The 12,880-nt window shown below is 56.4% G+C and carries 8 protein-coding genes; 3 read left to right on the top strand and 5 right to left on the bottom strand.

The window, feature by feature from the left end:
• Positions 1-10: 10 nt before the first annotated feature.
• Genes ACP_RS00160 through ACP_RS00170 form a run of 3 tightly spaced genes read right to left on the bottom strand, consistent with a single transcriptional unit; the run spans position 11 to position 3,323 of the window.
• Positions 11-1,423 carry a GntT/GntP/DsdX family permease gene (locus ACP_RS00160; RefSeq protein WP_238525599.1) on the bottom strand — a complete coding sequence of 471 codons (1,413 nt, stop codon included), beginning with the start codon at positions 1,421-1,423 and terminating at the stop codon, positions 11-13.
• Positions 1,424-1,435: 12 nt separating this feature from the next.
• A complete protein-coding gene (locus ACP_RS00165; protein ID WP_041839118.1) occupies positions 1,436-1,822 on the bottom strand; it encodes a RidA family protein in 387 nt (128 codons plus the stop codon).
• 37 nt (positions 1,823-1,859) lie between these two features.
• Positions 1,860-3,323, bottom strand: a complete 1,464-nt coding sequence (locus ACP_RS00170; protein WP_012680445.1) for an N-acyl-D-amino-acid deacylase family protein — start codon at positions 3,321-3,323, stop codon at positions 1,860-1,862.
• 92 nt (positions 3,324-3,415) lie between these two features.
• Here ACP_RS00170 and ACP_RS00175 point away from each other — a divergent pair, with 92 nt between their 5' ends.
• Positions 3,416-4,699 (top strand): amino acid deaminase, encoded by a 1,284-nt coding sequence (locus ACP_RS00175; protein ID WP_012680446.1) that lies wholly within the window; start codon positions 3,416-3,418, stop codon positions 4,697-4,699.
• A 94-nt stretch (positions 4,700-4,793) separates the two neighbouring features.
• Here the strand turns inward: ACP_RS00175 and ACP_RS00180 are convergent, their stop codons facing one another.
• Positions 4,794-7,010 (bottom strand): beta-N-acetylhexosaminidase, encoded by a 2,217-nt coding sequence (locus tag ACP_RS00180; RefSeq protein ID WP_012680447.1) that lies wholly within the window; start codon positions 7,008-7,010, stop codon positions 4,794-4,796.
• Positions 7,011-7,354: 344 nt separating this feature from the next.
• Here ACP_RS00180 and ACP_RS00185 point away from each other — a divergent pair, with 344 nt between their 5' ends.
• The gene (locus ACP_RS00185; RefSeq protein ID WP_169305877.1) at positions 7,355-8,590 is read left to right on the top strand and encodes a glycoside hydrolase family 18 protein; all 1,236 of its coding nucleotides are present in this window, start codon (positions 7,355-7,357) and stop codon (positions 8,588-8,590) included.
• A 139-nt stretch (positions 8,591-8,729) separates the two neighbouring features.
• Here the strand turns inward: ACP_RS00185 and ACP_RS00190 are convergent, their stop codons facing one another.
• Complete coding sequence (locus tag ACP_RS00190; protein WP_012680449.1) at positions 8,730-11,336, bottom strand: glycosyl hydrolase family 18 protein; 2,607 nt, start codon at positions 11,334-11,336, stop codon at positions 8,730-8,732.
• Positions 11,337-11,887: 551 nt separating this feature from the next.
• On the opposite strand from ACP_RS00190, the gene ACP_RS00195 reads away from it, so the two are divergent.
• Positions 11,888-12,673, top strand: coding sequence for a DeoR/GlpR family DNA-binding transcription regulator (locus ACP_RS00195; protein ID WP_012680450.1), 786 nt, complete (start codon positions 11,888-11,890; stop codon positions 12,671-12,673).
• Positions 12,674-12,880 lie beyond the last annotated feature (207 nt).

Here is a 12,880-nt window from a genome sequence, read left to right on the forward strand (position 1 = left end):
GCCGCGCACGCTATCGGATTGCGAAAGACACCGCAAAGGTCAACAGCAGCGCGCAGACAGAGATGATGCTTTCGCAGACTGACCACGTCTTGAGCGTATCGGGAACACTCATGTTGAAGTACTCTTTCACCAGCCAGAATCCGCCGTCATTTACATGTGAGAAAATCAACGACCCTGCTCCAGTGGCAATGGCAAGCAATGCGGGGTTCGCTCCGTGAGTATGGAGTGCAATTGGAGCAACTATGCCAGCCGCCGTGCTCATTGCAACCGTGGCAGAGCCAACGGCAAGTCGCATCAGCGCTGCCAGCAGCCAGGCCAATAGCAATAGAGGCACGTGAAGGTGCAGAGCGACAGAGATGATCGCAAGTGCGACGCCACTGTCTTGCAGCACTCGCCCGAAGCCTCCTCCTGCGCCCACCAATAAGGTGATTGTGGCTGTCGGAGCCAGACATTCATTGCTGAAGCGCAGGATCGTTTCCTTGGTGAATCCCCTCATCCGTCCGAAGGTGACAAAGCTGACCAGTACGCCTACGAGCAACGCAATATCATCATTCCCGGCAAGATGCAGCACGTTATTCAGCATGCTGCCACGGGCCGTGATAGCATCGGCGGCGCTACCGGCTAGCATCAGCAGCACCGGTAGCAGGATCGTGAAGAGCGAAATCCCGAAACTGGGAAAACCACGATCAGGGTTCCGTTCAAGAAATTGCGTGGCCAGGGGGTTCTCTTGCGCAAGGTGTATATGAGGAGCAATCAGCTTGGCGAAGACAGGGCCCGCAATGGCGGCGGTAGGTAGTCCGATCAACAGTGCATAGAAGATGGTGTGCCCCACATCGGCGTGGTACATGGTGACGGCCAGCATCGCAGCCGGGTGAGGCGGTACAAGGCCATGAACGACAGAGAGTCCCGCGGCCAAAGGCAGACCGACCAACACCATCGAAGTGCGTGTGCGTTTCGCGACCGTATAGGCGATGGGGATCACCAGGACAAATCCCACCTCAAAAAATGCAGGCAACCCTATGATCAAGCCGATCGTCATCATGGCCCAATGCACACGCTTCTCACCAAAGAAGCGAATGAGCGTGTGTGCAATGCGATCCGCGCCTCCGGATTCGGCCATCATTTTCCCGAGCATGGTTCCGAGGGCCACAACTACAGCAATGTGACCCAGCGTGCCGCCTAATCCTGCTTCGAAAGAATGCACCACGTTCTGTAATGGCATGCCGGTAAGCAGTGCCAGCGCCAGCGAAGCTAAAAGAATAGATAGGAACGGATTCAATTTCACAACGGCAATCAGCAGCACAAGACCAGCGACCGATCCGAGCGCAGAAAGCAACAGCAAGAGGCTATGGTGGGCAATCATAGGCAGCGGCATGACCTTGTCGGGTATGAAATAGAGCGAAAAAACGCGACGAAAAAGCATCTCGAATGCTGATCAGCGTATGGGCTTCTTGTAGGCGACGCAGTCGATCTCCACCTTGCAGTCGATCACCATGCTTGATACCACACAGGCGCGAGCGGGTGGATGTTCTCCAAAAAACTCCCGGAACACAGCATTGAAAGCGCTGAAGTCGCGAGGGTCTTCCAGCCAGACGCCGCACCGAACGATGTGCTGCCTTTCGTATCCCGCTTCGTGGAGAATAGCCATGAGATTTTGGATTGCTTGCCGTGCCTGTGCCGTTATATTTCCGGTCACAACTTCACCGTCCATCATTGGAACCTGACCGGAAACATAAAGCCAGCCATCGGCTTCTACTGCTCTTGAAAACGGGAGATGCTGGCCGCCCGTGCCGGTGCCACCTTCGATTCCATATCGCTTCATGCTCGCCACTTTCCTCCTGTGCGTTTGAAAACTTTGCCTACTGTGCCCAGCTCCTGGCAGAGCGGAATAAATAGCGCCCGCTCCTCCTGCCGGTCTCACTCTCTGCTCCGTATGAAAGTGTGCCGTTTACCCAGACAGCTACAATTCCCGCAGAGGGCGATTGAGAGTCCGTGAAAGTTGCGGTGTCAGTGATCCTCTCTGCGTCAAAGAGAACCATATCTGCAAAGTAGCCCTCGCGAATGGCGCCACGATGCCGCAGGCCAAATCGCTGTGCCGGCAACCACGTCATCTTTCTGATGGCCTCCGGAAGCGTGAACAGCTTTTCTTCGCGGCAATAGCGGCCAAGTACACGTGGAAATGTTCCCCATAACCGAGGATGCGGCCGCGGATCATGAGGCAGGCCATCGGAGCCGATCATCGTTGCCGGGTGCCCCAGGATGAGCCGCATGTCCTCTTCAGAGATGCTGTGATAGATGGCTCCCGCAGGTTGCAATTTGCGTGCGGCATCGAGTTGCGCAGTCTTCCACTTTGCAGCGATCTGGGCCAGGGTGCTGCCGGCCATTTCAGGATGAGGCTCGCTCCAGGTGATTGTGATCTTGACGCGTTCATCGACCTGGCGCAGATCAAGCGTGCTTGAGCCGGCCGCATATGGATAGCAATCCCATCCGATCTGCTGTGTTGCTCGTGCTCGGTCCAGTACTTGTAGTACTTCCTGGGCACGTCCCCAGTTATCGATGCCCGCGCATTTGAGGTGAGAGACAATCACCGGTACGCCGCAGTGATCTCCGGCTTCAAAGGCCTCGTGCAGCGCATCAAGAATCGTTGCGGTTTCACTGCGCAAATGTGTGGCATAGATGCCGCCGGCGGCTTCCAGCGGCTGCATCAGTGCCAAGACTTCCTTTGCCGTGGCGGCATTTGCTGAGCCATAGGCAAGCCCCGTGCTGAGTCCCAGTGCTCCATGCTCCAGGGCTTCCTGCAGTTGAAGGCGCATAGCTTCGATCTCGGCAGAATCTGCAGGGCGGTCGAGACGATCCATGTGATTATTGCGCAGCGCGGTGTGGCCCACCAAAGCGCCAACGTTCACTGCGGGCTGTGCTGTTTGCACCGCGGCTACATAGTCAGCGAAATGGGGATAGCGAAACATCCCTGCATCTCCCAGCAAGTTCATTGGGTCAGGAAGACCGTAACGAAGGGTGACCGGTGCTGCGCTGATGCCGCAATTTCCTACGATGACAGTGGTGACGCCCTGCGAGATTTTCGGCAGCATCTGCGGCGTCTCAATCACGCTGGTGTCATCATGCGTGTGAGTGTCGATGAAGCCGGGCGCCAGTGTGAGGCCATCCGCATCCACTTTGTTTCGGGCGCTTATATTCAATGCCTCGCCTACCGCAACAATCCGGTCGCCTGTGATCGCGACGTCTGCGCATCGTATGCTGGTATCGTTACCGTCGATGATCCGGGCTTGCCGGATTAAGGTGTCGCATTGGGAAGAGGCTGTCATTGAGAGTGCTCAGCAGGTAACTCCCTGTATAAACCAAATTCCCCTCAAAGCAAAGCATGCATGAGATATCCTGCAAACCTCAGGAGGCTGAAATGTCCGGCACCAGTGCCTTCAATCTCGCTCTTCAAGCCAGCTTGATCTCCCCGCTCGACAAAGGGCTGGGTTATTTGCAGGCTCCAGCTTCTTCCACCGAAATTGCTCATCGCAATTGGAACCTGCTCAAGGAAGAGCTCAGCCTTCCCGTGGCCGTGCTGTATCAGGACCGCATGCAACATAACCTTGCGTGGATGCAGCAGTTTATTTCCTCTTATGGGCTCGCTCTGGCGCCGCATGGAAAGACGACCATGGCTCCTGCACTGTTTGATCTGCAGCTCAAGCACGGTGCATGGGGCATCACGCTGGCTACTCCGCATCAAACACGCGTCGCTTATGAGCATGGTGTACGCCGCATTCTCATGGCAAACCAGTTGGTGGGCCAGGAAAACATGGCAATCATCTCACGCCTGTTGAACGATTCTGATCTCGAATTCTACTGTCTGGTTGACTCTGCGGATCAGATTCATCAGCTTGGAAAATTCTTTGCCGCCCGCGGGCAGCAGTTGCCAGTGCTGCTCGAGCTTGGTGTCGATGGCGGAAGAACGGGAGTCCGCAATGAAGATCAACTCAATGCCGTCCTGCTTGCGCTATCGCAGTGGAACAGTGCGCTTGCGCTCAGTGGAGTGGAGCTTTACGAGGGTGTGCTCGATGACGAATCGTCCATCCGGGAGTTTCTCGCCAGCGCCGTCGAGATTGCTCGAAAGCTTGCAGGACAGGGACGCTTTCGTCGAAGCCCTTTTCTGCTTTCCGGCGCTGGTTCAGCATGGTACGACGTCGTAGCTGATGTATTTTCGCAAGCAGGGCTCGGTGTCGCCGCAGAAATTATTCTGCGCCCAGGCTGTTATCTGACCCATGATGCCGGACTCTATCGCGAGGCCCAGCAACAGATACTGGAACGCAATCCCGTGGCTCGGCAAATGCATTCCGGGTTGAAGCCGGCTCTTCACCTCTGGGCTTATGTTCAATCTCGCCCCGAGCCTCAAAAAGCGATTATCGCGATGGGGAGGCGGGATGTTGCATTTGACGCAGGATTTCCGATGCCTGGCTTGCGATTTAGGCCCGGCCAGACATCCCCGCTCCCGGCTCCTGGTCATTGGTCCATCCAAAAAATGATGGATCAGCATTCTTATATGCAGTGCGCCGTTGAGGATGATCTTTGCGTCGGTGACATGATTGCGTTCGACATTTCGCACCCGTGCCTCACATTCGACAAGTGGCGCGCGCTGCCTGTTTTGGATTCTGCTTACAGGGTGATCGGGGTAGTGCAGACATTTTTCTGAGCACGATAGTTCGCATCTCGCTGCCGGTGGCTGCTTTTCAATAGATCATTGCGCAGGGCATCTCCTCTATTCGGAAATGCCCTGCGAGATTAGCTCAGTCAATTGCAGCGGTCGCGATTGTGGGGATGCCCGCTTTCTTGGGAGGGGGAAGTTTGCCGGTTTTCTCCCACTGATTGCTGATTTCCTGAATCTTCTCTCTACGCTGTTGCCATAGTTGAATCTTCAGATCGTAGCGAACCATTACGTTTTCAATCCAGAAGGGTCGGTTTTCTGACAGCCATGCCTGCCGATAGAGTCCGCGAATTCTGGAGTAGCCCTCAACCATATCCTCGCAGCGGCCGTCCACTCCATCCATAGATTGGAACAGCCTCTCGATGGTAGATTTCGTCTTCTTCGACTTGTCTTTGCGCATGGAATAGATCTGCGCATACGCGTCAGACATTTCGGCCGAGAGCTGAAATTTCATAGCCGCAAAATCGATGCGCTGTGCAGCCATCTCCATGGCGGCAATCACCTCGGGATGAATCAGGTGAGGGGATTCGCTCTGCGCTTCTCTCAAAAGGCGAAGAGCATTCTCAGCGTGCAGGCGAACCTCATGAACTTGAAGGCTCAGTTTCTGCACCTTCTCCTGCTCAACAGGGTTCCAGGGGTCAAGCCAGAAGACTCTATCCGACACGTCCCAGGTGTGCGTCACGTCCATCAATTCCTGTTGCGCTTCCATGACTTTTCCGCTCGTGTCATGAAAAAACACTTTGCCAAAGGCCATCTGATAGGGCGCTCCACTGCTCAAGCCCGGCTGCCAACTGGCGGCCGCGCCAAACAGAACGCCGAACCAGTCTTCATTGAAGAGGCCTTCCCCGTCATCGTTCCACACCGTGGTTAACGCACCCGTCGAGCCGAGCCGCTGGCCGGCTGCAATGAAGCCGGAGATATTATCGATGGCGTTCTCGCCCAGTGGGTACATGACTGACCAGTTCGAGTCTCCCGGCGCTACCCACGTCTCAATCCCCGCATTCTTAAACGGCAAAATATTTTTGTCGTAGTTGTCTTCATGCCAGTAGACCCACGGAACCGCAATCATATCTTTCGGCAGCCTGCTGATGGCTGCGGGGTCATTCCAGGCCACATCGCCCCAGAAGAGCAGTCGCCGGTGCAGCGGAGCCAGCGTGGAATGAATCTGTGAAAGGAAGTCGGCGTAAACAGGACCTAAGCCGCGTTTTTCTACCTCTTCTTTTGTGCGTCCGGTTCCCAGGTTGAAGGTCTCGTCCGCTCCAATGTGCAGAAACGGACTGGGGAAATCCTCCGCGAGCTGAGTGAACCATGACAGGATCAATTTTTGCGTGCCGGGCTGGTTCGGCGCCAGTACACTCCCGTGCGGATTTTCCGCCAGGTTCGAGTAGGTCTCATCCGTCAGCACATGATGCAGATGGCCAAAGGCTTCCTGCTCGGGAATGATCATGATGTGATACTGGCTTGCGTAGCGTGAAAGCTCCTGAGCTTGACCGCGCGTAATCGCACCGCCCGGTGGCACAACGCCCGGATCATTCGCATACTCGATCACATTCTCGAGATAAGGAGAGTAGACATTGATTTTGTATGAGGCAAACGTGCGGATCTGCTCCTTCATAAAAGCCAGCGTCGGAAGGGGACCGCGTGATAGATCGTCATCGATGCCTCGATAGCTCATCGCCGGCCAATCTCGAATTGTGCCGAGTGCTAGATAGGCTGAAGTGCCGTAACCAGACAACATCTGCTTGAGCGTCTGCACGCCATAAAACACCCCTGCTGCGGTCGCACCCACGATCGTGACTCTGCCAGGCGTTGCCAAAAGAACGTAGCCTTCAGCCTTCATGGCGGGCTCAAATTTCAGATTCGCGCTCTCCAAGGCCTGTTTCGCGGCCCGAGTATCTTTGCGCAAAAGCCGGACGGTCAGTTCGGGACTGCCCGTGCTGGGCGCGACCTGGATGCCCCGTGCCTTCATCGCTCTTTCGAGGTCTTCCGCGGCAAAGTTATCTTCTGGATTATCACCAGGAACAATAATCAGTGCACTGGCTGCGGAAGTAGTTCCCGAAAAATGACACTCTCGTGGCAAAGGAATCAGGCGCGGCTGAGGCTGCATCTGCGCATGCATGACAGGCGCAAAGCAGCACAGCAGAGCTGCGAGAAGCGCCCACACGAGGCGGTTCAGCCCAAATCCCGAACGACAACGTCGCAGTGCCGGTGAAAGAGTCTGCAGGCGCCGAAAGCAAAACGCGTAGCTTCGGGCGTCCGAGTTCCGATTGCAGGTGGAGGAGAGCGACAGCGATTTCATCGAGAACCTTTCGTGAGGAAGAGTAGATAGGCCGCAATGTTCATGGTGGATGGATGAAATGGTATACCGGAATGAAAACTACCTTAACACCTCTGCCATGTTCTCTCCGAAGAGCATGGACCCGTTCGCGATCCGATGGCTGCACGCAGGCTCGCGCTCCCGATACCTGCCACACAAAAAATCTCTCAGCGTCCAGCTTTGTAATCGGCCTGTGACTATCTCCTCAGGCGTACACTTGGCGCATGATTTCAAGGGCAGCGTTTCTGCGTATCTCAACCATCTACCTTGCGGGGTTGATCTTATTCCTCTCCGTCTGTGCGATTTCTGCGCAAGCGCAGAAGCGCGTGCTGGGAGCCTATTTTGAAGAATGGGATGGGCAGTATTCGGGCTACACCATGGCTGATCTGGAAAGGAACGGCGTAGCCGCGAAGCTGGATTACCTGATCTATGCCTTCGGCAACGTTACGCCCGGCGCTTCACCGGTCTGCGCCATTGCTTATCCCTACGCTGCGTGGGAAAACAAATCCGTCCCCGGCGTGAACGGCAAGCAATTTTCGGGTCCGGTCTACGGCAATTTCGCGGGCATGTTGCAACTCAAGGCGCTGCATCCCCACTTGAAGACGCTCATCTCGCTGGGCGGCCAGGCCGGCGATGTATCGGGATTCACCGCAGCCGCAGCCTCGCCCGCGAAGCGGCGGGCTCTGGTCAAATCGTGCATCCGTCTTTTTATTCAGGGGCATCTCGCCCCTGGTGTAAATGCTCCAGGCCTCTTCGACGGGTTCAACGTGGATTGGGAGTTTCCCCTCAAATCAGACCGCAACAACTTCACCGCATTGCTGCATGAGTTCCGGCAGCAGTTGAACGCACTGAGTCGCAAAACAGGCAGGCATTACACTCTGACCTTCGACTCTCCTGCTAATCCAAAGAAGTACGCGAACATCGACCTGAAGGCCGCAGCCAATGAAGTCGATTTTCTTACAATCGATGGCTACGACTACGCGTCTCCTGACCAGAAGCTTACGGAGGCCAGCTCTGCGCTCTACGACAGCCCCGCCGATCCTCTGCGCCACGATGCGCGCTCCATTGACGACACCGTCCGAGCCTATATGAAAGCAGGCGTACCCCCGTCCAAGTACACCATGGGCATTCCGCTTTATGGCTTGGGCTGGAGCGGTGTCAAAGCAGGCAACCACGGTCTTTACCAGGTTGCGGCAGCTCCGGCTCCCGTCTTCCTTGCCAATGGAAAGGGCATATGTCCTACTCAGAGCAAAGTGCATCCGGCTGTGGGTTGCGACAACATTCTCACCCCGGGCTTTGCCACCGACGCCACGCTCGCGCAGTTGTTGCATCGTCCAGACGCGCACTACTGGTATGACGCGAAACGTGTGGAAGCTACGCTATATCTTTCCTCTGGTCACTGGTTCTACACCTTTGACGACCTGCGTTCCATCAACGCCAAGGCTGCTTACATCCGCACGCATCATCTGCGCGGAGCCTACGTCTGGGCCGTGAACGACGAAGAGCCTGCTGCCAGCGAGATCAAAGCTCTGGCTGCCGGATTAAAGGAAGCAGGGAACTAGCTCATCGAAGGAACGCCGAGGCCGGACAGCAATAACACGCAAGGCGTCGCTTGGTAGCCTGGCATCGCCGCATGAGATCCGCCACAAGCACAGTTCTCATGTGGAGGACGATGTCCGTCCTCCACATGAGGGATCATGGCTACTGGTTAAGGTCGGCGGCGACTGCTTTTGTCAGTGTGCCAGAGGAATCATCATCCTTCAGCGCCCAGACATAGGCGCCGCCCAAACCATATTGTTTGATGTAATCCACCTTGCATTGCACCGAGTTGGCGTCGTCGAAGCTGAATGCCCAGTCACTGAAAGGCGCGGTGGAAGCATTGAACATGCGGGTTGCACATCGGGTGGAGTCAAAGCTCACAGTGAAGCCGTGGCTCATCATATTTTCGATAGTTCCGTAGGTCGCCATTCCGTCGGTGAGCAGCGGATCGCAGCCTGCCGCCGGACTGGATTGATTGTTACCGCTGGTGCAGAGCCCCGTACCGTTGGCCAGCGGAACAGGCGTGGTGCCGTTCGTCGTCATCGCGCCGGCGCCGTCAGTTGCACCGGTCGCATTTTGGTACATGCCGCTGTTGGTTGAGGTCAGCCCGCCTGCCCAGCCCACACCATAAAGTGGAATGCCCATGGTGTACTTGGCCGCCGGTGCGCCGTGGCTGAGATAATACTGCACCGTGCAATCGATGTAGTTGCATCCCTTGGTCGAACTGGTGCCGTAGAGCGGGTCCTGCCCTTCGTCATAGAGCGCCGAGCCATCGTTCGTGGCATTCGACCAGTCTCCGGCATAGTTATAGCCATCCACATTCAGGTAGTCGAGTTCCTGTGAGACGGCAGGGATATCGATCGTGTCATATCCTCCATCGTTGCCTGAGAACTCGGCCGCACCCGGCGTGGAAGGACCAGCAGCCAGATCGGCGATCAACTGATAGGTTTTGCCCGTCGTCGTTGACAGAGTATTCAGCTCATTACGAAACTCCGTCATCAGCGCGGTGAAGTTATTGGTCTCGGCGGCGTTGGGGAACTCCCAGTCAATATCAAAGCCATCGAAGAGGTTGGGTGCATTCACTCCGGACGCAATATTGCCCTGAATGAACATGTTGATGCACGAGCTGACAAACGCCTGGCGATTGGCGGCCGTGCTCGATGCTGTGTCAAATAGCTGGTTATACGTCGGTGGATTCCATCCGCCAATGGAGATCAGTATTTTCAGGTTGGGATGGAGTTGCTTCAGTTGCATCAGCGCGCCAAAGTTGCCTAGCAACGGAGAGGCTGCTGCTGTCGCACCAGGAACTTGCGGCACGGCCTTCTGGTAGTCCGCGTACGAGTCGGCGAGCGAGCAGACCACGTTCGTGCCGTTCGAGGCAGGCTTGGCAAAAGCGTAGATCACGTCTGTCAGCGAGTTCACGACGCCGCTGGTTTGCAGGTCCGCAACATTGGAGTTGGCGTAGTAGGTTCCCCACTCCTCAAACCATCCGCCCACAAAATAGCTTGCAGGCGCATTGGTAGTGGTCACTGCAACGGTGCTGGCCGGTCCTGTCCCGGCATGATCGGTTGCTGCCACTGAGAACGTGTATGACGTGGATGGGCTCAGTCCGGTGACCACATCGCTTGTCGAGGATGTGCTTTCTGTCGCGGGCCCTCCGGTGATGGTGTATCCGATGGTGCAGCCGGTAGGAGCAGTGACCGCGGACCAGCTCAATACTGTGGACGAACCGCTGGTATTGCCTGCGGTCAGATTGGCAGGTGCGCTCGTGGGAGCAGTCGTGCAAGGGTTGGCCTGTGTTGTAAAGCTGCCCGTAGCTGCGGACGACGAACCCGCCGAGTCCGTGGCCGCGACGGTGAACGTGTAAGCAGTGGAGGAAGCCAGACCCGAAACCGTTGCTGAAGTTGCGCTGGTGGTGACGGGTGATTGCTGACTCACTTGAACGGTGTAGCTCACGGTGCAGGCGGCCGGCGGCGTATCTGCGTTCCATGACAGGTTCGCGCTGTCATAAGTCGTGGAGGCAGCCAGACCAGTTGGGGTAGCGGGAGCTTGTGTGCAACTGGAACAGGCTCCCTGCGATGTCCACGGTTTCCCGCTCCCGGCGGGTCCGCTGTTCGTTGCCGGGTCCTGCCCCTGTGTCCACCAGTTGGCGACGTACGAGATTCCGTTTTCGCTAACTGTCATGCCGGTTGTGTAAGCCGTGGCTGCATTCCACGCTGCTCCGCATCCACCACCGGACGAACTGGCAGCGGTCGTAACTGGCACGGCCGTGCTCGCCGACGATGTTCCATCGGAGTCTGTCGCCTGCACAGCAAAGTTGTAGGTTGTGGAGGCCGTCAGCCCGGTCACCGTGAAGCTGGTTCCGGTCGCGGTACCGATGGAGCTTCCATTCTCGAGTACGGTATAGCTGGTGATCGAGCAGTTGGCTGGCGCCGTCACTGTTCCCCAATTCAGAGTCGTGCCCGTGCTTGTCGTGTTGGAAGCCGTCAGGCCTGTCGGCGAGCTGGGAGCCGTTGTGCATGAGCTGGTGGAGCTGGCCGGACTCCAGAGCGCGGGAGCATCCGGTGGATCCCAGCCCGGCTCCGAGGTATGCGATTGCAAACAGATGTAATCGACGCCGTTATAGCTCACCTCTTGGCCCGCCGTGTACGCAGTGTTGGTTTGCCACACGGGAATACTCTGCGCTTTCAACGTTATGGGAGCAGCAATCAGCAGCAGGATCAGGCACAGAACTCCCAGCAGACTACGGATGAAACGTGAGTGATTCATCTTCTCCTCCACGACTAATGTTCGGGGGACTTCCAAAGCCGCCTTCGGGGAACTCCCCGGGTTGGAGATATGCAGGCTCCGCATTGATTGCGGGTCTTTCATTTCGGGCAATGGTGATATCTGAGGAAAGGAGAGCGGATATCAAGGCTCAAAGAGCAAAGAATTCCGACATTTGAGCATATGTGCTAAAAATGATCAATCTCTTTTTCTGGAAGGCCGCTTCAAGGAGGAAGAGAAGTCCCGGCAGGCACCGCTTTTATATGGGATCAATACGAATGGGAGCGGCCAAAGAGAATGAATTGTTGCGTAAATAGTTCTATTGATGTGATTTGCTAGGGTATGCTCAGATTGCCATTGGGCTCGGCCAAACGCTTGGGCGGTTCCCGTCGGTCCTGGGCATCTGTGATTCACGAGAGGGAAGACGATCACCTGATCTCGTCATCAGGTCGAGCCCCGGCGATGTTCATCGGGGTCCCTGCGAAAAATCGTGGGGTTGGATTCCTCCTTTCGGGGAAAACGATGAAGAACTTGCTCCGTAGCCAGGGTGAATGATGTCCAACACGCTTAGTCCACGTTCCGAACAGATCCTCAAATTCCTGCTTCGCACCGGAACCGCTACCATCGAAGAGATTCTTGCCGCTGTCGGCTCTTCGTCCCCAAGCATCCGGCGCGATCTGGGCAGGCTTGAGAATCGCGGACTCATTCGCCGCATTCACGGCGGGGCAACACTCGTCGAGCCGCTTCTTTACGAGCCTTTTCGGTTTGACAGCTCTTTCCTGGCTCGCGAGCAACGCTTTGCTTCTGAAAAGCGCCGCATCGGTCTCGCAGGTGCCGAACTCATTCAGCCAGGCGAAACCATCGGGCTCTCGGCCGGAACCACGACGACTTTTGTCGGCCGCAGTCTGCGCCATCGCGAAAACATCGATGTCATTACCAATGCCGTCAATATCGGGATGGAACTGTGCAATCAGCCGGGAATCCGCACCTACCTCACCGGCGGTGTGATCCCCTGGACATGGTCGTTTTCTCTCACCGGCCACGCCGCCTTGGACTTCCTCGACGACGTATACATGGACCGCCTCTTTCTCAGCATCACGGGCCTTCATCCCGAGCGCGGCATCACTTCGCTGGAGCAGGAAGAGGCTCTGGTCTACCGAAAAATGATGAAGCGCTCCAAGCAGATCATTGTCGTAAGCGACTCCAGCAAACTGGACCGCGTCGGCCCCGCGCTCATCTGCCAGACCAGTGAGATACACACGCTCATCACCGACACTGGCGCATCTTCTGAAGCGATTGCCGCAATCGAGCGTCTGGGCATTCAGGTCATCCTGGCCTGACCGCAAAAGAGTCTCATCTTCACAAGGCCGGGCGCGCGCTCCCGCTCTCCCCTCCGCAATTCGGCCTCGCACCGAGCCGTGCATGCCCCCTGCTGCAGCCCGGTAATCGCAAGCGGATATCTCCCGCCGGGCCTATTTTGATCATTTCTGGCATATTTGGTCATTTTTTCCTTGAAATCTCATGAAATTCGCCCTATCGTCATCTGC

Source organism: Acidobacterium capsulatum ATCC 51196, assembly GCF_000022565.1.
GTDB classification, from domain to species: Bacteria; Acidobacteriota; Terriglobia; order Terriglobales; family Acidobacteriaceae; genus Acidobacterium; species Acidobacterium capsulatum.